This window comes from Streptomyces sp. NPDC048636 (assembly GCF_040650655.1).
Classification (GTDB): domain Bacteria; phylum Actinomycetota; class Actinomycetes; order Streptomycetales; family Streptomycetaceae; genus Streptomyces.
On record NZ_JBEZHR010000002.1, the window covers coordinates 720,759 to 746,252 of the forward strand.

The window sequence follows — 25,494 nt, forward strand, 5'->3', positions numbered from 1 at the left end:
GGGGCGGTGCGCCGTTTTCCGGTATGGCATACTCCTGGCCAGGTCACGAGCGACAGCGACTACGGCCCCGGCCCGCTGTCCGGCAACCCTCCGTCCGTGGCGGGGTGCCCCGGGTGATGACCAGGCCGCAGGCAGCGAGGTCTGCGGCAAGCGCGGACCCCTCGCACTAGGGGTCCTGGTGGTCGAGGGAGTTCTTCCGTGACGCAGCGAATGCTTTAGGGCCGGTCGGCCCGTATCCCCCAGCCTCCGTACGGCGCCCTTGTCCGTGCGTTGAGCGATTTTCCACGCCCGCACCGGCGGTGAGCCGCCGGGTCCGCGTGTGACGCATTCACGCCTTCACCCTCCGGGAGACTTCGCCATGTCCGTGCGCCCTGCCGCCCCTGCCGCCCCCGTTGCCCATGCCTCCTCCGCCGCCCCCGCCGATGTCTGTAGGCCGCTGCCCGTGCTGGGCGCCGATGTCCGGGTGCCACTGGTCACCGGTGGCGAGGTGACCTACGCGGCGCTCGACTACGCCGCCAGCGCCCCCGCCCTCCAGCGGGTCTGGGACGACATCGCCGCCTACGCCCCGTACTACGGCAGCGTCCACCGCGGCGCCGGGTACCTCTCGCAGCTGTCCACCGATCTGTTCGAGAACAGCCGCCAGGACGTCGCCGCCTTCCTCGGCTGCCGCGAGGACGACCAGGTCGTCTTCACCCGCTCCACCACCGATTCGCTCAATCTGCTGGCCGCCGCGGTGCCGTCCGGCACCGAGGTCTTCGTCTTCGAGACCGAGCACCACGCCTCGCTGCTGCCGTGGGAGCAGCGCGAGGACGTCCATGTGCGCTACCTCAGCGCGCCGCGCTCTCCGCGGCAGGCCGTGGAGACGCTCGAGCGGGCGCTCGCGGAGCGGGCCGGGGGCCCGGCGCTGGTGTGTGTGACGGGTGCGTCCAACGTGACCGGTGAGCTGTGGCCGGTGCGGGAACTGGGCGCCGCGGCCCACGCCCACGGCGCCCGTATCGTCCTCGACGCCGCCCAGCTCGCCCCCCACCACCCGGTGGACATCGCGGCGTCGGACGTCGACTGGGTCGCCTTCTCCGGGCACAAGCTGTACGCCCCCTTCGGCGCCGGAGTGCTGGCCGGACGGGCCGACTGGCTCGTCGAGGCCCGCCCGTACCTCGCGGGCGGCGGCGCCAGCCGTAAGGTCGCCCGGCGGGACGACGGCGGGGTGGACGTCGAATGGCACACCACCGCCGCCCGGCACGAGGCGGGCTCGCCGAACGTCATCGGCGTCTACGCCATCGCCTCCGCCTGCAAGGCGCTGACCGAGGCCGGGTTCGACGGGCTGGTCGCCCGTGAGCGGCAGCTGATCGCCGCGGTCCGGGAGGGTCTGGCCGAGGTGCCTGAGGTGCGGGTGCTCTCGCTGTTCGGGGACGACGCCCCGCGGGTGGGGGTGCTGTCGTTTGTGGTGGACGGCTGGAACAGCTCGCACTTCGCCGCCGCGCTCTCCGCGGAATACGGCATCGGCGTCCGTGACGGCCTCTTCTGCGCCCACCCGCTGGTCCGTACGCTGCTGGGCAGCGAGCCGGAGGAGCCGGGCGAATGCGGCGCCCCCGAGGCCGCCCCGGGCGAGCGCTCCCTGAACGCGATCCGCGTCAGCTTCGGCGCGGGCACCCCGGACGAGCATGTGGACCGCTTCGTCCGCGCGGTGAAGGAACTGGTCCGTGACGGCGCCCGGTGGACCTACCGCACCGAAGACGGCCGCTGCGTCCCCGCCCGCGACTGACCCCGCCGCCGCGCGAGCGGCTTCGGCGGGACGCCCGCCGGAAGCGCGGCCCGGCGCCCGCACCGTGCGGGGTGCGCGCGGTGCGGCCAGTCCGCGAAGGGGTCATCCGCGCTCGGGCGCCGGGGCGACGGGCGCCCAGCGGGCGGTGGGGCCGAGACGGGGCTCCCGGCCAGGAACGCCGCAGCCGGTCGGGCGGGCCGCCGGATACGACGCGGCCGCGTCCGGGCCCGCGACCGGTGCACACCAGAGGCCAGCGGACGGGGCCGCCGGAGAGGCGCGGCTTTGCCGTCGCCCGGTCCGCGGCGGGTGGGGCTAGCCGTCGAGGCCGATGGCGAAGGCCGCTTCCAGGTCGTGCTGGGAGTACGTACGGAAGGCGATGTGGGTCTCCGTGGCGGCCACCCCGGGGACCTTGCTGATCTGGCCCGGGATGATGTCCGCGAGGTCGTCGTGCTCCGCCACCCGCACCATCGCGATCAGGTCATGCGCGCCGGTGACCGAATAGACCTCGCTCACGCCCTCCAGCGAGGCGATCTTCTCGGCGATCTCCGGGATCCGGTCCACGCTGGTCTTGATGAGCACGATCGAAGTGATCACGGCTGGCTTTCTCCCTCGCTGGGCCTGGCTGCGCCGCCCACTCTAGCCGTCCGCCCGAAGCGGGCCCATGCGTAGAGGAAGCCGAGGGTGAAGCCCACCAGATGAGCCAGATAGGCGACTCCCGGGCGGTCGTCGGCCTGCCGGGCGGCCAGCCACTGGAGGGCGACCCAGAAGACCAGGACCGCCCAGGCGGGGAAGCGCAGCGGCATGAAGAACAGGAACGGGAAGAGGCTGGTCACCCGGGCCCGGGGGAAGAGCCACAGGAACGCGCCGAGCACCCCGGAGATGGCACCGGAGGCGCCGACCAGGGTCTGCCCGGACTCGGCGTGGGCGGCGGCGTAGCCCAGGAGCGCCAGATAGCCGGTGGCGAGGTAGAAGAGTGCGAATTGCACTCGTCCCATGCGCTCCTCGGTCATCGCACCGAAGACGTAGAGAAACAGCATGTTCCCGAGGAGATGCAGCCAGTTTCCGTGGACGAAAAGCGCGGTGAGGGGGGTCAGCGGCTGATCGGGCCCGCCGGTCCACAGGGCGCTGGGAATCACCCCCCAGCGCTCGAAGTACGCGGACTGCGCTTGGAGCAGCTCCCCGCCCGTGCCGTACTCGGGATTGAGACCGGAGGCCGGTCCGAGGACGAAGATCACGCAGCAGATGACGATGAAGGTGTACGTCATCAGGGGGCGGCCGGACGTCTCACCGGAACCCTCAGACGTATCGATCATGGCCAGATCATCGCGTACCGGACACAACCTGCCCAGAGCGCCTCGCCGCGCTGGCCCGAGGGGCGGTACGGGCCCGGCACGGGCCAGTGCTCAGGCCGTAGGGTGACAGGACACCCTCTGAGCCGCCGAGACACGCCGAGACACAAGCCGAGAAGCGAGGACGCGAGAAACGATGGCCGTTCCCACGCCGACTGCCGAGACCCGCTGGCGTTGCACGCTCTGCGGCAACCTCACCCGATTTGATGTGACCCGCTCGACGAAGGCCGTGGAGTATGTCCATCTCGACCTTGCCGGGGAACCCAAGGTCGAGGAGCGCGAGGTGGTCAGTGAGACCATTGAGTCAGTGCGCTGTCGCTGGTGCAACGCGGTCGATCAGATCGAGCTGGTGGACCGGCCGAGTACCGGTGCGAGCGCCTGAGAACGGAGCGATGACAGGTGGTGGAGCGGACGGGCGGCCCCGGGGCGGCCGGTGACGCCGAGGGTGTCACCGAGACGCTCGACCGCCCCCTGCCGGAAGGGGTGCGGCGGCGTGTCGTCGCGCTCGTCGCGGACGCCTTCGGCGGCCTGACGGTCACCGAATTGCCTCCCCAGCTGCGGCAGTACGCCCGTTTCACCCCGACCCGCCGGGCCAAGTTCGCGGGGAACGCGATGGCCGCGGCGGTGGCGGGCGACACGGTGTTCCGGCAGCGGATCGCGGCCCGGCTGCGCGAGACCCAGCCGGAGCTGTCGGAGGCCATCGAGGGCGGTTCGCCGCCCGCCGCGGCCGATCCGGTGGACGTCGCCGCGGTGGCGTACGTCCTGCGCCCGACGGGCTGGGTGAAGCTGGTCGAGGCGGCCGGTGAGGAGGCGCAGCGGGCCTCGGCCGAGCGGGCCGGTGAGGAGGCCGCGCGGGAGCTCCAGCGGCTGCGTGAGGAGCTGTCGGAGGCCAGGAGCGCGGCACGCGGTGAGGCGGAACGGGTGCGCGGGGAGCTGGAGACGGCGCGCAAGGAGGGCGACGCGCTCCAGCGCAAGCTGCGCAGCGCGCAGAGCGATGTGAAGCGCGGCGCGGCGGCGCTGCGCAAGGCCGAGGCCGAGCTGGAGTCCGTACGGTCCGAGGCGGCGGCGCGGCAGGCGACCGCGGACGGTGAGGCGCGGCGGCTGCGGGCCCGGCTCGCGGAGACCGAGTCGGCGCTGGAGGCGAGCCGCCGGGCGGTGCGCGAGGGCCGCAGCGTGGAGGACATGCGGGTGCGGCTGCTGCTGGACACGGTGCTGGACGCGGCGCAGGGCCTGCGCCGCGAACTGGCCCTGCCGCCCGCCTCGATGCGCCCCGCCGAGACGGTGGACGCGGTGGAGCCGGGCCGGATGACGCCGAAGGACATAGCGACCAGGGCGCTGTCCGAAACCGATCCCGCGCTGCTGGACCAGTTGCTCGCGCTGCCGCAGGCACATTTGGTGGTGGATGGCTATAACGTCACCAAAACCGGCTATCCGACGATGCCGTTGGAGAAGCAGCGGCTGCGGCTGCTGGGCGGTCTCGCCGTGCTGGCGGCCCGTACCGGCGCGGAGATGACCTGTGTCTTCGACGGGGCGGAGCTGGCCGCTCCGGTGCTGCTGGCGCCACCGCGCGGGGTGCGGGTGCTGTTCAGCAAGCCGGGGGTGACGGCGGACGAGCTGATCCGGCAGCTGGTGCGGGCCGAACCGCCGGGCCGGCCGGTGGTCGTGGTGTCCACCGACCGCGAGGTGGCGGACGGGGTGGCACGCGCCGGAGCGCGGCCGGTGGCATCGGCCCTGTTGCTGAAGCGACTTGCTCGGACCTGAGTGAAGTCTGATTATCAGCGCAGTGTCAATTGACCGTCACTGCCCGTGTGATGTTTGTAAAAGATGTGCTCTGAGGGGCACTTTTTTGCCGTTGGGATTTGAACGGATCACGGCAGGGTCACTATCGTCGCCTCGAACCTCCGCGCGGTTGATCATCCATCGGGGATGGCAGCGGAGGTACCGCCGAGTCCGTAAGTCCCTTTTGCGGAGCCGGGGTCTCGACCCCCACTCACCACCCGGTAGGCGGCTGGAGGAAGAAGGAGCTCGCCTTCGTGGCGTCCCACCGTCGACCCAAGCAGCCGAGCCGTACTCGGGTGACCGTCCTCACCGCGACGGCCGCCGCGGCTGTCGCCCTCACCTCCCAGGCCGCCCAGGCTGCTCCCAAGCAGGACAAGAAGGACGTCAAGGAGCAGGTCGACAAGCTCTACGAAGAGGCGGAGCAGGCCACCGAGAAGTACAACGGGGCCAAGGAGAAGCAGAAGAAGCTGGAGAAGCAGGTCGGCGACCTCCAGGACAAGGTGGCGCGCGGCCAGGAGGACCTCAACAAGCTCCGCGACGGCCTCGGTTCGATGGCCACCGCGCAGTACCGCTCCGGCGGGATCGACCCCTCCGTGCAGCTGCTGCTCTCCTCCGACCCGGACACCTACCTCGACAAGGCGTCCACCCTCAGCCAGTTGAGCGGTAAGCAGGCCGAGTCGCTGCGCAAGATCGGCGACAAGCAGCGCACCCTCAAGCAGCAGCGCGAGGAGGCGTCCACCAAGCTCACCGACCTGGCGGACACCCGTCAGGCGCTGGGCAAGAAGAAGACGGAGATCCAGGGCAAGCTCTCCAAGGCCCAGAAGCTCCTCAACACCCTCACGGCCAAGGAGCGCGCCGCGCTCGCCGCCAAGGAGCAGGAGCGCGCCAACCGCTCCAGCAGCCGTGTGGACCTGGGCAGTGATGTGCCCGACTCGCAGCGTGCCGCCGCCGCGCTGGCCGCCGCCAAGACCAAGATCGGCTCCCCGTATGTGTGGGGTGCGACCGGTCCCTCCTCCTTCGACTGCTCCGGGCTCACCGGATGGGCCTACCAGCAGGCCGGGGTGCAGCTGCCCCGTATCTCCCAGGACCAGGCCAACGCCGGTACCCGGATCGGCCGGGGCGAGCTCAAGCCCGGCGACCTGGTGCTCTTCTACGGCGATATGCACCACATAGGTCTGTACGCGGGCAACGGACAGGTGCTGCACGCTCCGAAGCCCGGCGCCAACGTCCGCTACGAGTCGATGGACAACATGCCGTTCCAGTTCGGCGTGCGGATATGAACCGCTGAGCGGCGCTCCGCTCACCATCCTCCGGAACCAGGGGGCGAAACGTCGGGAGAGCCGTCCGTTCGGGCGAATCCCCCTCACTCCCCCTGGCCCTCGCCCCGTCGGTGACCTGCGTCTCCGGCGGGGTGCTCGGATGTGCCCCCGCTTCCCGCGTTTGGACCCCGTGTAGTCACCCGGCTACTGTCTGCCCGCAGTTCGTTCCGGCTCTACGGAACCCGACACTGCGGAACCCGGCACAGCGGGGCGCCGCACCGCGGAAGGAGTGCGGCTTTCATGGCGTCATGTCGCCGCGTCCCGAAGTCCGGCCTCGGCCGGGCGACCGTCTGGACCGCCGCCGCCACGGCCGCGGCATCCGCCGCCGCACTGGGCGCCGGTACCGCCGGTGCCGAGCCGCGCGACCCCGCCGCGGGGCATCCCGCCGCCCGGCTGCTGAGCGACCGGATCGAGCGGCTCTACACGGAGGCGGAGCGGGCCACCGAGCGCTACAACGCGGCGGAGGCGCGCACCGACACCCTGCGCCGTGAGGTGGACCGGATCCAGGACCGCGTCGCCCGCGGCCAGGAGCGGGTCAACCGGATGCGGGTGGCCCTCGGGGCCTTCGCGGGCGGGCAGTACCGCAGCGGTGGTATCGACCCGGGCCTCGCCCTGCTCCTCTCCGAGGAGCCCGCCGCCTATCTCGCCAAGGCCACCACCCTCGAGCGCATCGGCCACCGCCGGAGCGCCCAGCTGCGGGTGGTCCAGGGCGCCCAGCGCACCCTGCGCCAGCAGCGCGCCGCGGCCGCCGTCAAACTGGTGCGGCTGGAACACAGCCGAAAAGCCGTGGCCCGTCATAAGCGGGAGGTACAGCGCAAGTTGGCCATCGCCCGGCGGCTGGTCAATGACCTGTCCCCGGACGAGCGCGAGGCGTACGCGCGGGTCTCGCGCGAGGGCCGCGCCCCCTACGGCGTACCCGGCGCCCTCGCCGGATCCCTCCCGCCGGCCTCCCCGCGGGCCGCGGCGGCGTTCGGCGCGGCGAGGGACGCGCTCGGCACGCCGTACGCCTGGGGCCAGGCCGGACCCACCGCCTTCGACTGCTCGGGGCTGACCCAGTGGGCCTACGCCCGTGCCGGGGTGGCCATTCCGCGTACCTCGCAGGCCCAGTCCGGAGCCGGACAGCGGGTGCCGCTCTCCCAGGCCCGCCCCGGCGATCTGGTCGTCTACCGCGCCGACGGCAGCCATGTGGCGATGTACGCGGGCGGCGGCCAGGTGATCCACGCCCCGCACCCCGGGGCCCGGGTCCGCTACGACCCCGTCGGCATGATGCCCATCTCATCCATCACACGCGTCTGAACCCGGGCGCGCGGCCTCGTACGATCTAAGGCGTGGCGGGTCGGTGGAGGTCGGGTGGATGGCGGGCGCTGCTGTGTCTGCCGCTGGTGTGGGCGCTGCCGCTGGCGGCACTGACCGGATGCGGTCCGGTGACCGGACCGGACGACGCCGTGGGGCGGGACGGCCGGGCCGTACAGCATCTGCTCGACCGGCGGGCCGAGGCCGTCCGTGAGCGGGACGCCGCCGCCTTCCTGGCCACCGTGGACCACGGCTCCCGGCGCTACCGGGAGGAGCAGGGGCGGGTGTTCCGGCAGCTGGCCGCCGTCCCCTTGCGCTCCTGGAGCTACCGGCTGGTGCGCACCGGCGGCTTCCAGCCCGCGCTGGGCACCGGCCGTCGCCTGGCCGCGCAGATCGAACTCCGCTACCGGCTGGCGGGATACGACACCGCGCCGGTGGTCTCCGCCCAGCATCTGACGCTCGCGCAGCGCGGCAGCCGCTGGTACGTGGCCGCCGACGACGGGGTGGTCGACGGCAAGCGCTCCGGTGAACAGCTGTGGGACCAGGGCCGGGTCGAGGTGGTGCGCGGCGCCCACAGCCTGGTGCTCGGCGTCGGGCAGCGGCGGGGGCTGCTGCATGAGGTGGCCGACACCGCGGACCGCGCGGTGCCCGCCCTCGGCAGGGTGTGGCCGGGTGCCTGGGCCGGGCGGGTGGTGGTCGAGGTGCCCGCCGATCTGGACCGGATGGCCGCGCTGCTTGGCGCCTCCCCGAACGGCTACCGCGGGATCGCGGCCGTCACCACGGGCGAGGTCGGCGGGCGGGACGGCAATCCGTCGCCCGCCGACCGCGTGATCGTCAACCCCGAGGCGTACCAGGTGCTCGGCGACTTCGGCCGACAGGTCGTGATCACCCATGAGACCGCCCATGTGGCCACCCGCGCCGCCACCACCGCGTCCACCCCGCTGTGGCTCTCGGAGGGGTTCGCCGACTGGGTCGGCTATCGCACCCCCGGCCGCACCCCGGGCCAAGTCGCCCCGGAGCTGGCCGACTCCGTGGCCTCCGGCCGACTGCCGCGCGCCCTCCCGCCCGACGACGCCTTCCGCTTCGGCAGTGAGCCGGACCGGCTCTCCCAGGCGTACGAGCAGGGCTGGCTGGCCTGTCGGCTGATCGCCGACCGGTGGGGCAGCCGCAAGCTGGTCGAGTTCTACCGCGAGGTCGGCGAGGCGCCGGGGCGGTCCGGGGCGGTGGAGTCGGCGCTGCGCCGGGTGCTGGACGTGGACCTGGCGGAGTTCACCGCGGACTGGCGTACGTATATGAAGAAGGAGCTGGGCGAAGGGGTCGGCGCGGGGGGCGGTTGACGCGCCCCGGGCGGACGCGGCGAACCGGTACTGTCGGCGGCGATGGACAAGACCCTGCTCGTGACCAACGACTTCCCGCCCCGGCCCGGCGGTATCCAGGCGTTCCTGCACAACATCGCGCTGCGGCTGGACCCGGAGCGGATCGTCGTCTACGCCTCCACCTGGAAGCGCGGCCAGGAGGGCGCCGAGGCCACCGCCCGCTTCGACGCCGAGCAGCCGTACCGTGTCGTCCGCGACCGTACGACGATGCTGCTGCCCACCCCGCGCGTCACCCGCCGTGCCGGGGCGCTGCTGCGCGAACACGGCTGCACCTCGGTGTGGTTCGGCGCCGCCGCGCCGCTCGGGCTGATGGCCCCGGCGCTGCGGAAGGCCGGGGCCCGGCGGCTGGTGGGGACCACCCACGGGCACGAGGCGGCCTGGGCGCAGCTGCCCGCCTCCCGCACCCTGCTGCGGCGGATCGGCGAGGGCACCGACACCCTCACCTACCTCGGTGAGTACACCCGCTCCCGGATCGCCGCGGCGGTCGGCCCCGAGCCCGCGTCCCGGATGGTCCAGCTGCCGCCCGGGGTGGACGAGAAGACATTCCACCCGGGGTCGGGCGGGGACGCGATCCGGGCCCGGCTGGGCCTCGCCGACCGGCCCGTGGTGGTGTGCGTCTCCCGGCTCGTACCGCGCAAGGGGCAGGACACACTGATCGAGGCGATGCCGCGGATCCTGCGGCGGGTGCCGGACGCGGTGCTGCTGATCGTGGGCGGCGGCCCGTACGCCAAGGAGCTGCGGCGGCTTGCGGAGACCGCCGGGGTGGCCGGGTCGGTGCGCTTCACCGGCGCGGTGCCCTGGGAGGAGTTGCCCGCCCACTACGGCGCGGGCGATGTGTTCGCCATGCCCTGCCGCACCCGCCGCGGCGGACTGGATGTGGAAGGGCTCGGCATCGTCTATCTGGAGGCGTCCGCCACCGGACTCCCGGTGGTCGCCGGGGACTCCGGCGGCGCCCCGGACGCGGTGCTGGACGGCGAGACCGGCTGGGTGGTGCCCGGCGGCTCCGCCGAGAGCTGCGCGGAGCGGATCGTGGCCCTGCTGGAGGACCCGGAGCTGCGGCGCCGTATGGGGGAGCGGGGCCGGGCGTGGGTCGAGGAGCGCTGGCGCTGGGATCTGCTCGCCGAGCGGCTGATGTCACTGCTGTGAGCTGTGACCCGCCGCGACTTCCCCTCACTCTGAGACTGTTCTCATGGCCGCCCCGCGGCCCGCGGGCGGCCATGAGAACACAGAGCGCTTGGGCGGCTCAGCCCCGGTAGATCGCCTCGATCTCGGCCGCGAAGTCCTTCGCCACCACATTCCGCTTCAGCTTCAGCGACGGGGTGACATGCCCGGAGTCCTCGGTGAACTGGGTCGGCAGGATACGGAACTTGCGCACCGACTCCGCCTTGGACACCGCCGCGTTGCCATCGTCGATCGCGGTCTGGATCTCCGCCAGCAGTTCCGGATCGTCCCGCAGCTCGGCCACCGTGACATCCTCCGGTTTGCCGTGTTCGGCGGCCCACCGGGGCAGGAACTCCTCGTCCACGGTGACCAGCGCGGCGACGAACGGACGGCCGTCGCCGACCACCATGCACTCGGCCACCAGCGCATGGGCGCGGATCCGGTCCTCGATCACCGCCGGGGCGACGTTCTTGCCGCCCGCGGTGATGATGATCTCCTTCTTGCGGCCGGTGATGGTGAGGTAGCCGTCCTCGTCGAGGGTGCCGACGTCCCCGGTGTGGAACCAGCCGTCGGACAGCGCCTCGGCGGTCGCGGCCTCGTTGTTCCAGTACTCGGTGAAGAGGTGGTCGCCGTGGAGCAGCACCTCGCCGTCGTCCGCGATCCGCACCACCGACCCCGGCATCGGCTGGCCCACCGAGCCGATCTTCTGCCGGTCCCAGGGGTTGAAGGTGGTGGCGGCACAGGTCTCGGTGAGGCCGTAGCCCTCCAGCACGGTGAAGCCGATGCCCCGGTAGAAGTGGCCAAGCCGCGCGCCCAGCGGGGCGCCGCCGGAGATCGCGTGGGTGGCCCGGCCACCGAGGACCGCCCGCAGCTTGCTGTAGACGAGCCGGTCGAAGACCTTGTGCGTGAACTTCAGCCGCAGCGACGGCCCGGAGGGGGTGTCCAGCGCCTTGCTGTAGGCGATGGCGGTGTCGGCCGCCTTGTCGAAGATCTTGCCCTTGCCCTCGGCCTGCGCCTTGGCCCGCGCCGAGTTGAAGACCTTCTCGAAGACCCGGGGCACGCCCAGCACCAAGGTGGGCCGGAACCCGGCCAGTTCATCGGTGAGCGTCTTGATGTCCGGGACATGGCCCAGCTTGATCGGCGCCAGCACCGCCGCGATCTCCACCAGACGCCCGAAGACATGGGCCTCGGGGAGGAACAGCAGCACCGAGGACTCACCGGTGTTGAAGATCGGCTTCATCCGGGCCACCGCGTTGCCGCACTCTGCGAAGAAGCTGCGGTGCGAGAGCACACAGCCCTTGGGACGGCCGGTGGTGCCCGAGGTGTAGACGATGGTGGCGGGGGAGTCCGCGTTCGCGAGCGAGCCGCGCTCGTCGACCACCTCTTCGGGGACGTCCGCCCCCAGCTTGCGCAGCGTCCCGATGGCGTCGCCCTCGATCCGCCAGACGTTCTCCAGCGCGGGCAGGGAGTCCCGGACGGCCTCCACGGCCGCCTCGTGCACCCCGGTCTCCACCAGCGCCGCGACCGCTCCCGAGTCGCTCAGGATCCACTGGACCTGCTCCGGTGAACTGGTCTCGTACACCGGCACGGTGACGCCGCCCGCGCTCCAGATGGCGAAGTCCAGCAGCGTCCACTCATAGCGGGTGCGGGACATCAGCCCCACCCGGTCGCCCGGCTGCACCCCGGCCGCGATCAGGCCCTTGGCGGCGGAGCGCACCTCGGCCAGGAACTCGGTCGCGGTGACGTCCTCCCAACGGCCGTCGACCTTGCGGCCGACCACAGCGACATCCGGATGCTGGGAGGCATTGCGGCGGATGAGGTCGGTCAGATTTCCGTCGGCCGGAACCTCGTACAGGGCCGGAAGGCTGAACTCGCGCAAGACTGCTGCTCCTCGTGGGCGCCGACGCCGCTACAGGGCAAGGGGGGTGGCTTGGACGGCCCGGACGTTACCCATCGGTACGGGCTCCGGGATAGGGGTTTCTGCCCAGATGTTTTATGCGTCACACACCGCCTTCTTACTGCCCGCAGACTAGTCGACCGGACCGACTGCTGATAAGTAACCGCAGGTAGACGCGGGGCGGCGGGGACAGAACACCTTACGGCCCGGTGGCCGCAGGTCTTAGGGTGACACGCATGCGAGTCCACGTGGTGAGCGACGTGCATGGCAACAGTGAGGACCTGGGGAAGGCCGGTGACGGAGCCGATGCCCTGATCTGCCTCGGTGACCTCGTGCTCTTCCTCGACTACGCGGATCACTCCCGCGGCATCTTCCCCGATCTGTTCGGCGTCGAGAACGCCGACCGCATCGTGGAGCTGCGCACGGCCCGCCGCTTCGAGGAGGCACGGGAGTTCGGCAACCGGCTGTGGGCGGGTATCGACCGCCGGACCGCCATCGAGTCCGCCGTCCGCCGCCAGTACGCCGAGCTGTTCGCCGCGTTTCCCACCCCGACGTACGCCACCTACGGCAATGTCGACATACCGTCCCTATGGCCGGAGTACAGCCGTCCCGGTCTCACCGTCCTCGACGGTGAGCGTGTGGAGATCGGGGGACTGGTCTTCGGCTTCGTCGGCGGCGGGCTGCGCACCCCGATGCGCACGCCGTACGAGATCGACGACGAGACCTACGCCGCCAAGATCGCGGCCCTCGGTGACGGGGTGGACGTGCTGTGCACCCACATTCCGCCGGATGTTCCCGAGCTCTGCTACGACACCGTGGCCCGCCGCTTCGAGCGGGGCAGTTCGGCCCTGCTGGAGGCGATTCACGCGGTCCGTCCCAGGTACGCCCTCTTCGGCCATGTCCATCAACCGCTCGCCCGCCGGATGCGGATCGGCGCCACCGAGTGCGTCAACGTCGGACACTTCGCCTCCTCCGGCACCCCCTGGAGCCTGGAGTGGTGAGCGGCGCGCGGTAGCCTTCACCGGCAGACACCCCATGCGGCGGACCGGTACGGAGGAGCCACGGCGATGGCGGAACACACCAGCTCGAGCATCACGATCGATGCGGCACCGGCCGACGTGATGGAGGTGATCGCCGACTTCGACCGTTACCCCGAGTGGTCCGGAGAGGTGAAGGAGGCCGACATCCTCACCAAGGACGACCGCGGCCGCGCCGAGCAGGTACGGATGGTTCTCGACGCCGGGGCGATCAAGGACGACTACACCCTCGCCTACACCTGGACCGGCGAGGACGAGGTGAGCTGGGCCCTGGTCAAGTCCCAGATGCTGCGCGCCCTCGACGGCTCCTACCGGCTCGCCCCGGTGGACGGCGGCAAGCGCACCGAGGTGACGTACCAGCTGACCGTGGACGTCAAGATCCCCATGCTCGGCATGATCAAGCGCAAGGCCGAGAAGGTCATCATCGACCGCGCCCTGGCGGGTCTGAAGAAGCGCGTCGAGACCGTCTGAGACCGGCCGGGCGGCTCCCGGGCCGGAAGGACGACCCGCTGAGCCGCCGGTCCGCCGGCCCGCCGTACCGCCCGCACACGCGCACCCCGTACCACCCCGCCCGGAGGCTCCTTTCATGCGTACGGTCCTCGTCACCGGTACCGGCGGGGCGGGCCGCACCACCGTGGCCGCCGCGACCGCCCTGGCCGCCGCCCGCGAGGGGCGGCGGGCGCTGCTGCTGACCGCCGACCCGGACGGCACCCCCGAGACCCTGCTCGGCACCGGTCCGCTGCGCCCGGCCCCCGGCCGGGACGCCGACCGGCTGCCGTGGTCCGTGCCCGTCGAGGTCACCCCGGGGCTGTGGGCCGCCCGGATCGTCACCGACCACTGGTTCCGCGACGAGCTGACCGCGCTCCAGGAGCGCGGCCGGAGCGCCCTCGACATGCTGGGCGCCAGCCCGCTGGACGGCGAGGAGCTGACCGCCCTCCCCGGGATGGAGTCCTTCGCGCTGCTGCGCGCGCTGCGGCTGGCCGGGGCCGCCTCGCCCGGCACCGGCTGGGACGTCCTCGTCGTCGATATGCCGCCCGCCCCGGAGGCGGTCGGGATGCTGGCCCTGCCCGAGCAGCTGCGGCGCTATCTGCGGCGGCTGCTGCCCGCCGAGCGGCAGGCGGCCCGCGCGCTGCGTCCGATGCTCGCCCAGCTCGCCGGGGTGCCGATGCCCGCGCAGAAGCTCTATGAGACCGCCGAGCGCTGGGAGCACGAGCTCGCGGCGGTGCAGAGCGTGATCGACTCCGAGGCCACCACGGTACGGCTGGTGGTGGACCCCGGTCCGCTCGCCGACCGCGCGCTGCGCACCGCCCGCGCCGGGCTCGCCCTGCACGGCTGCCGGGTGGAGGCGGTCATCGCCAACCGGCTGCTGCCCACCGGCACCGCCGACCCCTGGCTCGCCGCCCTCTCCGGCCAGCAGCAGGCCGCGCTCAAGGAGCTGTACGAGCAGTGGGCGCCCGCCGTACCGGTGCGTGAGCTGCCGCATCTGGGCCGCGATCCGCAGGGCCTCGGCGATCAGCCCGCCACCGGCGACCGGCCCGCCACCGGCGAGGCCTCCGCCCCCGGCGAGGCGTCCGACCCCGGCGAGGCGTCCGCCCCCGGACCCGATGACGCCGACGGTCCGCGGCCCGCCGGGCTCGCCGCCCTCGCCGGGGCCGTCGGAGCGCCGGAGCCCCGCCCCGACCGGCCCGCCGCCGACCCCTGGACCGTGGAGGACCGGCTCGCCGACGACGGGGTCCTGCTGTGGCGGCTGCCGCTGCCCGGCGCCGAGCGTGACGCCCTCGCCCTGGTCCGCCGCGGCGATGAACTGATCGTCACCGTCGGCTCCTTCCACCGGGTGCTGTCCCTGCCGTCCGCGCTGCGCCGCTGCACCGTCTCCGGCGCCGGACTGCGCGACGGAGCGCTCCAGGTGCGCTTCACCCCCGACCCCGATCTATGGCCCAAGGGGCTCTGACCCCGGCCGCGCACCTGGGGCTCTGACCGGGCTCCGCCGTTCCGGTAACGTCGGTGGCAAGCCCGGAGATACGCACCGGACCGCCAGAGCCTCCCCGCCGCAGGAGTTCGCCATGAGCGATGCCACCGAGCGCCCCGCAGACCCGGACACCGAGATCCCGGTCGCCGAAATCGATCCCGACGCCTGGGAGCGGGCCTGCGCCGAGGATCTCGCCGCCGAGCGGGCCCGCCGGACCCGGGAGTCGGCGGAGGAGCCGGGCAGCGCCGCCGAGGAGCTGCGCAAGCTGGCCGAGGCGCTGGCCGACCGGTTCACCGGCACACAGTCCCCGCTCGCCGGCACCCCCGTCCATGGGGCCGTACAACAATTGATCGCACAGGCCAAGGCCGCTGTGGAACCGGTCATGGAGCGCAACCCGGATGTATTTGACCATCTCGCCAGCGCCGGAACGGAGCTGCTCGCCGCCTATCGCGCCGCTGTTGCGGGCCAGGAGCAGCGCTGGACCAAGGACACCGACAGTGGTGCCAAGGGTCGTGATGAGGGAGGAGAGAGTTCGAGTAGTGAACACATCGACCTCGATTGAGCGCTCCTCCGGTACCGTTAGCGGCGGCGGGGTTCGACCAAATAACTGAGGGACTCATGGGACTCACCATCGGCGTCGACATCGGCGGCACGAAAATCGCGGCTGGCGTGGTCGACGAAGAGGGCTCGATTCTCGAAACGAGCACGGTATCGACCCCACCGACCCCGGAGGGGGTCGTCGATGCCATCGCGGACGCGGTGCGCAAGGTGAGCAGCGGATACGACGTCGAGGCCGTGGGCATCGGCGCCGCCGGATACGTGGACGACAAGCGCGCCACGGTGCTCTTCGCGCCCAACATCAACTGGCGGCACGAGGCGCTCAAGGACAAGGTCGAACAGCGCGTCGGGCTGCCCGTGGTGGTGGAGAACGACGCGAACGCGGCCGCCTGGGGCGAGTTCCGCTTCGGCGCCGGCGCCGGCCATGACGACGTCGTGTGCATCACGCTCGGCACCGGTCTGGGCGGCGGCATCATCATCGGCGGCAAGCTGCACCGCGGCCGGTTCGGCGTCGCCGCCGAGTTCGGCCATATAAGGGTCGTCCCGGACGGTCTGCTGTGCGGCTGCGGCAGCCAGGGCTGCTGGGAGCAGTACGCCTCCGGCCGCGCGCTGGTCCGCTACGCCAAGCAGCGCGCCGCCGCCACCCCGGAGAACGCCGAGGCGCTGCTCGGCCTCGGTGACGGCACCGCCGAGGGCATCCAGGGCAAGCACATCAGCGACGCCGCCCGCCAGGGCGACCCGGTCGCCATCGACTCCTTCCGCGAGCTGGCCCGCTGGGCCGGGGCGGGCCTCGCCGACCTCGCCTCGCTCTTCGACCCCTCGGCGTTCATCGTCGGCGGCGGAGTCTCCGACGAGGGCGATCTGGTCCTGGAGCCGATCCGCAAGTCCTTCCGCCGCTGGCTCGTCGGCAACCAGTGGCGTCCGCACGCCCAGGTGCTCGCCGCCCAGCTCGGCGGCAAGGCCGGGCTCGTCGGAGCCGCCGACCTGGCCCGCCAGGGCTGACCGGGCCGCCGCCGTGGCCCTCGCGGATCTGCCCGGATCCTCCACCGGCCCGGACGCGGCGGTGGTGCGCGTGCTCAGCTACAACATCCGCTCGCTGCGCGACGACCGTGAGGCGCTGGTCCGGGTGATCCGGGCCTGCGCCCCCGATGTGCTGTGCGTCCAGGAGGCGCCGCGCTTCTTCCGCTGGCGCAAGGCGGCCGCCTGGCTCGCCCGGGAGACCGGCCTCGCCTACACCACGGGCGGGGCCACCGCCACCGGCCCGATGATCCTCACCTCGCTGCGCGCCCAGGTGGAGCGGACCGAGGACATCCTGCTGCCCCGGGTCCCCGGGCTGCACCGGCGCGGTTTCGCCACCGCCGTGCTGCGCTTCGGGGCCGGTCACCGCGATACCGACGGGGTGCGGCTCGGCGTGGTCAGCTGCCATCTGAGCCTGTCCGCCGCCGAGCGCTACGACCAGGCCGGGATGTTGCTGGACCGGGTCGCGGCCCTCGACGTGCCGTACGCGGTCGCCGCCGGGGACATCAACGACCGACCCTACGGCCGGGCCTTCCGCAGGATCGCCGGGCGGCTGCGGGACGGCTGGGCCACCGAGCCCTGGGGGAGCGAGGTCACCTTCTCCGTGGATGAGCCCCGCCGCCGTATCGACGCGGTCTTCGCCTCGGAGGGGGTGGAGATCATCGGCTGTGGGGTCCCCGTCGGGCTGCCCGGTGTCACCGACACGGACCTGAGGGCGGCCACGGACCATCTCCCGGTCCTGGCCGCCCTCAGGCTCCCGCGTGTGCCCCGGCCCGAGGGGCGTTCCCCCGTCTCCCCGGACCGGGGCCGTTCCGGCCGCTAGCCGCCCTCAGCCACGCCGCTGGGGGCGCTGCTTGGCCTTGTCCACGACGGCGTAGTCCGCCAGGTATGAACGCTGGACGAACACCTTCCCGCCCGAGGTGCGGGTGTCGCGCATCCCCAGGTACTCATAGCTGCCCGGGGCGAAGATGAACACCGCGGACAGGCCGGCCTCCCCCTTGTACGAGATCGCGATCCCCTCGCGGCCGTTGGCGTCCTTCTCGCCCGGCGTCGCCTTCACCCCGGGGATCTTGGCCAGCGCCTCATAGGCGGCGGGCCGCAGCCCCTTGGGCATCACCGGTACCCGGTAGAGCAGCCCGGCGAGGCCGAACTCGATGTCGCCCCAGTCCTTCTTGCCGACCGGCTTGTCGTACCGCGGCTTGTCGTACAACATCCAGTCCCGGACGGCGATCAGCAGTTTGTCCGGGTCGGTGGGAAGGGCTTCGAGCCGTGTCCAGTCCTGCGGCGGCCAGACCGACTCGTTCTCCTTGACCGGATCCGACCACCAGCCGTGGCCGATCTCCATGATCCAGGAGCGCTTGGAGTCGTCCACCGACCGCCAGGTCTCGTCCGTGTAGGACTTCGTCTCGCCGCTCCGCTTCGAGGTCTCCTTGATGATCTCCTTGGTGTAGACGAACTGGTCGTCGCGGGGGGCGAGATCCTTCTCCCGCTTGCGCTCCGCCACCGCGGCGCCGCGCAGCACGGTCGCCGCGCTCACGTTCGCCAGCCGGGGCTGGACGCCGCCCGGCCGGGCCTTGGCGCCGCCGCTGTCGGAGCCGTGGTCCGCGGCGACCAGCACCCCTGCGGTCGCCGCCGCGGCGAGGCACGCGGCGAGCGCGATCCGCAGTACCGGACGGCGGCGCGGCCGGACCGCGGCGGGCACGGTCCTGACCGGGCCGCCCGCCTGCTGGTCCATCGCCGCGAGCAGCCGGTCGCGGGCCCGGTCGCGGGCCTCGCCGGACAGCGGGGGTTCGCCCGTGTCCCACTCCCGCAGCAGTTCGATGTCATTCCTGGGCTTGTCATGCATGGCCGGAGTCCTCCCGGAGAGCCGATGGATCGGATCCGCCCAGCGCTTCGCGCAGTCTGCTGCGAGCCCGGTGCAGCCGTGATCTGACCGTGCCGACGGGGACCCCCAGCGCCAGTGCCGCCTCCTCGTACCCGAGGTCGGCCCAGGCCACCAGCAGCAGGACATCGCGGTGGCGGGCGGAGAGCCGGGCCACTGCCGCGGCCAACTCCCGGCGCACCCCCTGCGCGCTGACCCGCGCCGCCACCCGGTCCGCGACCGCCTCCTCGTGCTCGGCGGGCACCGGAAGGCCGGCCAGCGCCCTGAAGCGCCGTGCCTCCGCCCGGCGGTGCCGGCTGATGAGATTGGTCGCGATGCCGAACAGCCACGGGCGGGCGTCGTCCCGCGCGAGGTCGTACCCATGACGCCGCTGGAACGCGGTGGTGAAGGTCTCCGCCATCAGGTCGTCCGCCGCCTCGGCGCCCAGACGGCGGGCCGCGTAGCGGTGCACCGCCTCGGCATGGCGGTCGAACAGCACGGCGAACGCTTCGGGCTCATCCCGGGACCGTTCGATCAGCGAGGCGTCGGTGTCCTGTGACTGGCCGACGCGGACGCCCGGTTCGACGGTCATCGGGGCTCCTCTCGTTCCTACGAACTCTTCGAAGGTGTGGGCTTGTTGTTCACCCGTACTTCGCCGTTCGCGGGAATCGAGTTCCCTTTTACCGCCGCTGGCGCGTATGCCGAGGTCAGACGACCGCGCCGCGCCCCGGGTCGTCGTCCTCCTCGTCGTCGCCGTCCCTCATCCGCATCACCAGAGTGGCGAAGCCGCCCAGGAAGCCGCCGATGCCCAGGGTGGTGATCCACCAGGTCATCTCGACCCTGAACACCACCACACCGATCAGCAACAGCGGTCCGCCCAGCACACCCAGCCAGGCGAAGCGGGAGGTGGTGTCGGACTCGGGCAGCGGAGGCGGCTCGGGCGGGACGAAATGGCCCTCGTCGCTCTCGTCGAAGTCGTCCTCGGAGGGCTCGTCGGCCTCCCAGTCACGCGGACCGACGCCCGGCGCGTAGACGACAAAGCTGCCGACCGGCTTGTCTCCGTCGCCCGGAGCGCCGGTGACCGGCTTGGTGACGTCGTCCGGACCCGGGCCGTCGGCGCTCTTGCCCTCCAGGCCCTTGCCCTCGGGGCCGGTGCCGTCCGCGCTCTCGTCCTCGGCACGGTCGGATGTGCCCGGCGCGCCGTCCTCGTGGGCCGGATCGGTGGCCGGGCCATGCTCCCGCCCCCACCGCTCGACCAGGTTCTCCGCGACGGGCCAGCGCTCCGCCTCCGGCGGGTCCGGCGGCTCCTCCCCGTACGCCGCGACGATCTCGGCGAAGGCGGCGTCGTCGCGCCGCGCATCCGCCTCGTTCTCGTTCGAGTCGCGCTCAGCCACTGGCCGCCGCCCCCTCCCTTCCGGTGCCCGTCCCGGTCTCCTCCTCCATACCCGCCGTCAGGCGGGTGATGAACGCGACCGTCTCCTCGAAGATGAACTCGGCGTCGTGGTCCAGGGTCGCCACGTGATAACTCCGCTCCAGCAGCCGCTCGGTGGTGTCCCGGGAGGACACCTGGCTGAGGATGCGCTCGGAGTCGGCGGGCGGCACCACATGGTCCTGCGCGCTGTGCATCACCAGCAGCGGCTGGGTGACCTGCGGCAGCTCGGCGTCGACCAGCCGGAAGAAGCGCCGCAGCGAGTGCACCGCGTGCAGCGGGGTGCGGTCGTAACCCAGCTCGTGGGAACCGGGCTTGGCGATATCGCTCGCGATGCCCTTCACCGACGGCACCAGATGGCGCATCACCGGCAGCGCCACCGCCAGCGGATCATGGATCTTGTTCGCCGGGTTGACCAGGGCCAGTCCGCTGATCGCCGGACCGTGCTGGGCGGCCAGCCGCAGCGCCAGCGCCCCGCCCATCGACAGACCGCAGACGAAGACCCGCTCACAGCGCTCCGTGAGCGCCCGCAGCTCCCGGTCGACCTCGGCGTACCAGTCCTGCCAGCCGGTGACCGCGAGATCCTGCCAGCGGGTGCCGTGGCCGGGAAGGAGCGGCAGTGAGACGGTGAAGCCCCGCGCCGCGAGATGATCGGCCCAGGGACGCACCGACTGCGGAGAACCGGTGAAGCCGTGCGAGACGAGCACGCCGATCCGCCCGCCGTCGTGGCGGAACGGCTCGGCTCCGGGAAGGAGCGGCACCACGGATCTCCGTTCGATGGTGAGTGGGGCAGGGGAGGAACCGGTGTTCGGGACCAGGCGGCCCGGCACCTCAGCGTACGCGGCGCGCCGCACACGGGGTAGGCAGGTTAAGGTCTCCTCGTCGGATACAGGAGGTTCTCGGTTGTTCTACGGTGCGATGAAGCTGTCGGTGGGTGGCTCACTGAAGCTCGCCTTCCGGCCCTGGGTGGAGGGACTGGAGCACATCCCCGCCGAGGGGCCGGCCATTCTGGCCAGCAACCACCTCTCGTTCTCCGACTCCTTCTTCCTGCCCGCGATGCTGAACCGCAAGGTCACCTTCATCGCCAAGCAGGAGTACTTCACCACCCCGGGCGTCAAGGGGCGGCTGACGGCGGCCTTCTTCAAGGGCGTCGGCCAGCTCCCGGTGGACCGCTCGGGTTCCCGCGGCGCCGGTGAGGCCGCGATCAAGGCGGGCATCGATGTGATCAAGCGCGGTGAGCTCTTCGGTATCTACCCCGAGGGCACCCGCTCGCCCGACGGCCGCCTCTACCGCGGCAAGCCGGGCGGCCTGGCCCGGGTGGCACTGGCCACCGGCGCGCCGGTGATCCCCGTCGCCATGATCGACACCGAGAAGATCCAGCCGCCCGGCAAGGTCATGCCCAAGCTGATGCGGCCCGGTATCAAGATCGGCAAGCCGCTGGACTTCAGCCGCTACCACGGCATGGACGGTGACCGCTTCATCCTGCGCTCGGTGACCGACGAGGTCATGTACGAGATCATGAAGCTCTCCGGCCAGGAGTACGTCGACATCTACGCGACCGCCGCCAAGCGGCAGATCGCGGACGCCGAGGCGGCCAGGAAGCAGGCGGAGAAGGCCGAGAGGGAGAAGCACAAGGACAAGGCCGGGGCGTAACGCGCGGCCGGCCCGGGGGTGGGGGATCGTGGCGCAGCAGCCCGAGCACACGCGTGCGCCGGGGGAGTCGGGGCACGGGCACACGGCGGGAGAATCCGGCCACGGTCGGGAGCGCCCGGCCGAGCGGCCCAGACGCGAGCGCGTGGTGCGGATGTCCGTCGAGCAGCCGCTGTGGCAGGCGCTGACCGCCTACCGCATGCTCACCCTCCTGTACGCCCTCACCCTCTACGTCCTCTCCTTCCACCACTACGACCATCCGCTGGGCGCGGGCGCCTATATGGCCGTGCTGACCGTGTGGACGGCGCTGACCTTCCGCATGGTCTCCTCGGCCGAGCGCTGCACCCGCCGCTTCCTGGTCGGCGACCTCAGCGTGGCGGTGGTGGGCATCCTGCTCACCCCGCTCGTCGACACCCACGACCGGATCGCCGAGGGCACCCCGACCCTGCCGTCCATATGGACCGCGGGCGCCGTCCTCGGATTCGCCATCAAGGGCGGCTGGCGCTGGGCCGCGTGGGCCTCGACCGTGGTCTGCGCCGCCAACATCATCGAGCGCGGCGGCTTCGCCCAGGACACCGTCCATATGCTGCTGCTCGTCTGGGTGGCGAGCGTGGCCATCGGCTATATCGTCGAGGTGGCCCGGGCCAGTGAGCGCACCCTCGCCCGCGCGCTCCAGATCGAGGCCGCGACCCGCGAACGGGAGCGGCTGGCCCGCGACATCCACGACAGCGTGCTCCAGGTGCTCGCCATGGTGCAGCGGCGTGGCGCCGCGATCGGCGGCGAGGCGGCCGAACTGGGCCGGATGGCGGGCGAACAGCAGGTCGCGCTGCGCACCCTGGTCTCCACGGGTCTGGTGACCCCGCCGCGCACCGCCCCCGACCGGCGTGCCGCGGCCCTCGCCCCGGACGACGACCCCGAGGGCGCCGATGCCGAGCCATGCGATCTGCGGGCCCTGCTGGCGCCGCGTACCGGAGCCAAGGTCACCCTCTCCGAACCCGGCGCCCCCGTGTTCCTCCCGGCCCACGCCGCCCGGGAGTTGGCGGCCGCCGTCGGCGCCTCGCTGGACAACGTACGGGCCCACGCGGGCGAGGAGGCCCGCGCCTGGATCCTGGTGGAGGACGAACCGGGCGCCGTGATGGTGACCGTACGGGACGACGGCCCCGGCATCCCCGAGGGACGGCTCGCCGACGCCGAGCGGGAGGGCCGCCTCGGGGTGGCCCTGTCCATCCGGGGACGGCTGCGCGACCTCGGCGGTACGGCCGAGTGGATCTCGGCCCCGGGCCAGGGCACCGAAGTGGAACTCACCGTCCCGAAGGCCCCCGTGCCGTCCGGGACTTCGGCTTCGACGGACGCGCCGTCGGCGGACGACCCGTCCGCGGACGACAAGGGGAAGGCAGCACGATGACCGATCACCACGAGGACCGCCCGGTGACGGTGATGGTGGTGGACGACCATCCGATGTGGCGCGACGCGGTGGCCCGCGATCTGTCCGAGGCCGGGTTCGATGTGGTGGCCACCGCCGGGGACGGCCCGCAGGCCGTCCGCCGGGCCAAGGCCGCCGAGCCCGACGTCCTGGTGCTCGACCTCAACCTCCCCGGGCTGCCCGGTGTCGAGGTCTGCAAGGAGGTCGTCGCCGCCCACCCCCAGCCGCGGGTGCTGGTGCTCTCCGCCAGCGGTGAGCACGCCGACGTCCTGGAGGCGGTGAAGTCCGGCGCCACCGGCTATCTGCTGAAGTCGGCCAGTACCGAGGAACTCATCGACGCCGTTCGCCGCACCGCCGCCGGGGACCCGGTCTTCACCCCCGGTCTCGCGGGTCTTGTGCTCGGCGAATACCGGCGGCTCGCCGGAGAACCCGCCCCCACCGCCGCCGACCAGCCGGTCGCCCCGCAGCTGACCGAGCGTGAGACGGAGGTGCTGCGGCTGGTCGCCAAGGGGCTCTCGTACAAGCAGGTCGCCGAGCGGCTGGTCATCTCCCACCGCACCGTGCAGAACCATGTGCAGAACACCCTCGGCAAGCTGCAACTGCACAACCGTGTGGAGCTGGTGCGGTACGCCATCGAACGGGGCCTGGACGACGCCTGAGGTTTGGCGGCGGGCCCGCCCCTCGTACGGGTGAAGTTCAAAGTCAACTCCCTTGGCAGGTGCGGGAATCGACCGCGGCCCCATCCCCTGTGACCTGGATCACCGTTAGCGTGGCCCCTCCGTACCGGGCCCCTCATGGGATTCCACGGCAGAAGGGAAGAAACGATGCGGGTCGGAGTGCTGACCGGTGGCGGCGACTGCCCCGGACTCAACGCGGTCATCCGCGCCGTCGTCCGCAAGGGCGTACAGGAATACGGCTATGACTTCATCGGCTTCCGGGACGGCTGGCGAGGCCCTCTCGAGAACCACACCATTCCCCTCGACATCCGCGCGGTGCGCGGCATCCTGCCACGCGGGGGCACCATCCTCGGCTCGTCCCGTACCAACCCCCTCCAGAGCGAGGACGGTATCCGCCGGGTCAAGGACACCCTCGCCAAGCAAGAGGTCGACGCGCTGATCGCGATCGGCGGCGAGGACACCCTCGGCGTCGCCGCCCGGCTCTCCGGCGACTACGGCATCCGCTGCGTCGGCGTCCCCAAGACCATCGACAACGACCTCTCCGCCACGGACTACACCTTCGGCTTCGATACCGCCGTCAACATCGCCACCGAGGCGATCGACCGGCTGCACACCACCGCCGAGTCCCATATGCGTGTCCTCGTCGTCGAGGTGATGGGCCGCCACGCGGGCTGGATCGCCCTCCACTCCGGGCTCGCGGGCGGCGCCAACGCCATCCTCATCCCCGAGCGGCGCTTCGACGTCGACCAGATCTGCGGCTGGGTCGAATCCCGCTTCAAGATCCGCTACGCGCCGATCGTGGTGGTGGCGGAGGGCGCCATGCCGAAGGGGGGCGACGCCGTGCTGAAGGACGACACGCTCGACTCCTTCGGGCACGTCCGGCTCTCCGGGATCGGCGAATGGCTGGCCAAGGAGATCGAACGCCGTACCGGCAAGGAGGCCCGTACGACGGTGCTCGGCCATGTGCAGCGCGGCGGCACCCCCAGCGCGTTCGACCGCTGGCTCGCCACGCGCTTCGGACTGCACGCGATCGACGCCGTGCGGGACGAGGACTTCGGCACGATGGTCGCCCTTCGTGGCACCGATATCGTCCGCGTCCCGCTGGCCGACGCGACGGCCCGTCTCAAGACGGTGAATCCGTCGCTGTACGCGGAGGCGGAGGTCTTCTTCGGCTGAACCGCGTCCGCCCACGGCCGGAGCGCTCATCTGACGTGAGCATTGTGGGGCCGGAGTGGGCTGAGGGGCGTTCGGTGTCCGTGGGACGTGCTTCGTTGGACTCATGCGAAAGTCACGTCCCACGTACCGACGGTCCCTGATCGCGTCAGCCGGTCTGCTCGCTCTGGTGCTGTCCGGGTGTGGCGGAGACGGCGAGTCGGACACCGCCAAGCCCTCCGCCGAGTCCTCCGCCAAGTCCACCGCCAGGCCCTCCGCCACGCCGGACTCGAAGGCGAGCGCTTCGCACTCGGCCACGCCGCCCGCGCCGGACACCGAGGCACCGCCCGCGACGGAGGACGCGGACCGGAGTGACGACGGCTCGGACTGGAGCGACGACGGCTCGGACTGGAGCGACGACGGCACGGGCTGGAGCGACGACGACGAGGACCTCAGCATCACCAGGGCACCGAAGCGCAAGGACGCGAAAGAGGTGCTGGTCAGCGTCGACTCGGCCAAGGGGAGTCGGACGATCAAGGTGAAGCCCGTGACCGTCAACGGCCTGTCGTGGCAGCTGAACTGTCAGGGCGAGGGAGACATCTCCATTTCCATGGGCTCCGCCCTTGAAGAACAGGAGGGTCCGTGCGGGGGCGGTGACGTCAACTTCATGGCGGGGAGCGAGCACGGTCCCGAGTCCCGGACGATCCGGTCCGTGGTCATCAAGGCCCCCGCGCACGTTCGCTGGAGCCTGACGATCGGCCGGTACTGACGCCTGACCTGACGCC

The 25,494-nt window shown here is 72.0% G+C and carries 25 protein-coding genes and 1 riboswitch; of the genes, 18 read left to right on the top strand and 7 right to left on the bottom strand.

What is annotated here, in order from left to right; genetic code table 11:
- The first annotated feature begins 41 nt into the window (after window positions 1-41).
- Window positions 42-159: riboswitch (SAM riboswitch) on the top strand.
- 199 nt (window positions 160-358) lie between these two features.
- The gene (locus tag AB0C66_RS09055; RefSeq protein WP_362434804.1) at window positions 359-1,762 is read left to right on the top strand and encodes an aminotransferase class V-fold PLP-dependent enzyme; all 1,404 of its coding nucleotides are present in this window, start codon (window positions 359-361) and stop codon (window positions 1,760-1,762) included.
- 312 nt (window positions 1,763-2,074) lie between these two features.
- Here the strand turns inward: AB0C66_RS09055 and AB0C66_RS09060 are convergent, their stop codons facing one another.
- A complete protein-coding gene (locus AB0C66_RS09060; RefSeq protein WP_362434807.1) occupies window positions 2,075-2,356 on the bottom strand; it encodes an Lrp/AsnC ligand binding domain-containing protein in 282 nt (93 codons plus the stop codon).
- Entirely contained in the window at window positions 2,353-3,075 is a 723-nt protein-coding gene (locus tag AB0C66_RS09065; protein ID WP_362434809.1) for a rhomboid family intramembrane serine protease, read from the bottom strand. Before AB0C66_RS09065 ends, AB0C66_RS09060 begins: the two co-directional genes overlap by 4 nt.
- Window positions 3,076-3,247: 172 nt before the next feature.
- On the opposite strand from AB0C66_RS09065, the gene AB0C66_RS09070 reads away from it, so the two are divergent.
- The 6 genes from AB0C66_RS09070 to AB0C66_RS09095 all read left to right on the top strand — a co-directional run bounded on the left by AB0C66_RS09070 (window position 3,248) and on the right by AB0C66_RS09095 (window position 10,024).
- Window positions 3,248-3,493 carry a hypothetical protein gene (locus tag AB0C66_RS09070; RefSeq protein WP_362434813.1) on the top strand — a complete coding sequence of 82 codons (246 nt, stop codon included), beginning with the start codon at window positions 3,248-3,250 and terminating at the stop codon, window positions 3,491-3,493.
- Window positions 3,494-3,510: 17 nt separating this feature from the next.
- Window positions 3,511-4,872, top strand: a complete 1,362-nt coding sequence (locus AB0C66_RS09075; RefSeq protein WP_362434816.1) for an NYN domain-containing protein — start codon at window positions 3,511-3,513, stop codon at window positions 4,870-4,872.
- Between the two features lie 272 nt (window positions 4,873-5,144).
- On the top strand, window positions 5,145-6,170 hold the full coding sequence (locus AB0C66_RS09080; RefSeq protein ID WP_362434818.1) for an NlpC/P60 family protein: 1,026 nt from the start codon (window positions 5,145-5,147) through the stop codon (window positions 6,168-6,170).
- 279 nt (window positions 6,171-6,449) lie between these two features.
- Window positions 6,450-7,505, top strand: coding sequence for an NlpC/P60 family protein (locus AB0C66_RS09085; RefSeq protein WP_362434821.1), 1,056 nt, complete (start codon window positions 6,450-6,452; stop codon window positions 7,503-7,505).
- Between the two features lie 32 nt (window positions 7,506-7,537).
- Window positions 7,538-8,839, top strand: coding sequence for a hypothetical protein (locus AB0C66_RS09090; RefSeq protein WP_362434824.1), 1,302 nt, complete (start codon window positions 7,538-7,540; stop codon window positions 8,837-8,839).
- A gap of 42 nt (window positions 8,840-8,881) precedes the next feature.
- Window positions 8,882-10,024: a glycosyltransferase family 4 protein gene (locus tag AB0C66_RS09095; RefSeq protein WP_362434826.1), complete on the top strand. Its 1,143-nt coding sequence runs from the start codon at window positions 8,882-8,884 to the stop codon at window positions 10,022-10,024.
- A gap of 97 nt (window positions 10,025-10,121) precedes the next feature.
- Here the strand turns inward: AB0C66_RS09095 and AB0C66_RS09100 are convergent, their stop codons facing one another.
- Window positions 10,122-11,918 (bottom strand): AMP-dependent synthetase/ligase, encoded by a 1,797-nt coding sequence (locus AB0C66_RS09100; protein WP_362434828.1) that lies wholly within the window; start codon window positions 11,916-11,918, stop codon window positions 10,122-10,124.
- A gap of 254 nt (window positions 11,919-12,172) precedes the next feature.
- On the opposite strand from AB0C66_RS09100, the gene AB0C66_RS09105 reads away from it, so the two are divergent.
- The 6 genes from AB0C66_RS09105 to AB0C66_RS09130 all read left to right on the top strand — a co-directional run bounded on the left by AB0C66_RS09105 (window position 12,173) and on the right by AB0C66_RS09130 (window position 17,340).
- Window positions 12,173-12,937, top strand: a complete 765-nt coding sequence (locus AB0C66_RS09105; protein WP_362434831.1) for a metallophosphoesterase — start codon at window positions 12,173-12,175, stop codon at window positions 12,935-12,937.
- Window positions 12,938-13,003: 66 nt separating this feature from the next.
- Window positions 13,004-13,444 carry an SRPBCC family protein gene (locus AB0C66_RS09110; RefSeq protein ID WP_362434834.1) on the top strand — a complete coding sequence of 147 codons (441 nt, stop codon included), beginning with the start codon at window positions 13,004-13,006 and terminating at the stop codon, window positions 13,442-13,444.
- 115 nt (window positions 13,445-13,559) lie between these two features.
- Window positions 13,560-14,924: an ArsA-related P-loop ATPase gene (locus tag AB0C66_RS09115; protein ID WP_362434836.1), complete on the top strand. Its 1,365-nt coding sequence runs from the start codon at window positions 13,560-13,562 to the stop codon at window positions 14,922-14,924.
- A 112-nt stretch (window positions 14,925-15,036) separates the two neighbouring features.
- Window positions 15,037-15,504, top strand: coding sequence for a DUF5304 domain-containing protein (locus AB0C66_RS09120; RefSeq protein ID WP_362434839.1), 468 nt, complete (start codon window positions 15,037-15,039; stop codon window positions 15,502-15,504).
- A 56-nt stretch (window positions 15,505-15,560) separates the two neighbouring features.
- The gene (locus AB0C66_RS09125) at window positions 15,561-16,502 is read left to right on the top strand and encodes an ROK family glucokinase (protein WP_362434841.1); all 942 of its coding nucleotides are present in this window, start codon (window positions 15,561-15,563) and stop codon (window positions 16,500-16,502) included.
- Window positions 16,503-16,515: 13 nt separating this feature from the next.
- Window positions 16,516-17,340: an endonuclease/exonuclease/phosphatase family protein gene (locus AB0C66_RS09130; RefSeq protein WP_362434843.1), complete on the top strand. Its 825-nt coding sequence runs from the start codon at window positions 16,516-16,518 to the stop codon at window positions 17,338-17,340.
- Between the two features lie 6 nt (window positions 17,341-17,346).
- Here AB0C66_RS09130 and AB0C66_RS09135 read toward each other — a convergent pair whose 3' ends face one another.
- The 4 genes from AB0C66_RS09135 to AB0C66_RS09150 form a co-directional block, all read right to left on the bottom strand.
- Window positions 17,347-18,363, bottom strand: a complete 1,017-nt coding sequence (locus AB0C66_RS09135; RefSeq protein ID WP_362434846.1) for a CU044_5270 family protein — start codon at window positions 18,361-18,363, stop codon at window positions 17,347-17,349.
- On the bottom strand, window positions 18,356-18,970 hold the full coding sequence (locus AB0C66_RS09140) for an RNA polymerase sigma factor (RefSeq protein WP_362434848.1): 615 nt from the start codon (window positions 18,968-18,970) through the stop codon (window positions 18,356-18,358). The genes AB0C66_RS09135 and AB0C66_RS09140 overlap by 8 nt, the downstream gene beginning before the upstream one ends.
- A 115-nt stretch (window positions 18,971-19,085) precedes the next feature.
- A complete protein-coding gene (locus AB0C66_RS09145; protein ID WP_362434851.1) occupies window positions 19,086-19,772 on the bottom strand; it encodes a hypothetical protein in 687 nt (228 codons plus the stop codon).
- Window positions 19,765-20,568 (bottom strand): alpha/beta fold hydrolase, encoded by an 804-nt coding sequence (locus tag AB0C66_RS09150; protein ID WP_362434853.1) that lies wholly within the window; start codon window positions 20,566-20,568, stop codon window positions 19,765-19,767. Before AB0C66_RS09150 ends, AB0C66_RS09145 begins: the two co-directional genes overlap by 8 nt.
- A 157-nt stretch (window positions 20,569-20,725) precedes the next feature.
- Here AB0C66_RS09150 and AB0C66_RS09155 point away from each other — a divergent pair, with 157 nt between their 5' ends.
- The 5 genes from AB0C66_RS09155 to AB0C66_RS09175 all read left to right on the top strand — a co-directional run bounded on the left by AB0C66_RS09155 (window position 20,726) and on the right by AB0C66_RS09175 (window position 25,478).
- Window positions 20,726-21,460: a lysophospholipid acyltransferase family protein gene (locus AB0C66_RS09155; protein ID WP_362435617.1), complete on the top strand. Its 735-nt coding sequence runs from the start codon at window positions 20,726-20,728 to the stop codon at window positions 21,458-21,460.
- Between the two features lie 142 nt (window positions 21,461-21,602).
- Window positions 21,603-22,862, top strand: coding sequence for a DUF5931 domain-containing protein (locus AB0C66_RS09160; RefSeq protein WP_362435619.1), 1,260 nt, complete (start codon window positions 21,603-21,605; stop codon window positions 22,860-22,862).
- Complete coding sequence (locus tag AB0C66_RS09165; protein WP_362434855.1) at window positions 22,859-23,539, top strand: response regulator transcription factor; 681 nt, start codon at window positions 22,859-22,861, stop codon at window positions 23,537-23,539. Before AB0C66_RS09160 ends, AB0C66_RS09165 begins: the two co-directional genes overlap by 4 nt.
- 165 nt (window positions 23,540-23,704) lie before the next feature.
- Window positions 23,705-24,733, top strand: a complete 1,029-nt coding sequence (locus AB0C66_RS09170) for a 6-phosphofructokinase (RefSeq protein WP_362434858.1) — start codon at window positions 23,705-23,707, stop codon at window positions 24,731-24,733.
- A 103-nt stretch (window positions 24,734-24,836) separates the two neighbouring features.
- Window positions 24,837-25,478, top strand: coding sequence for a hypothetical protein (locus tag AB0C66_RS09175; RefSeq protein WP_362434860.1), 642 nt, complete (start codon window positions 24,837-24,839; stop codon window positions 25,476-25,478).
- Window positions 25,479-25,494: the final 16 nt, after the last annotated feature.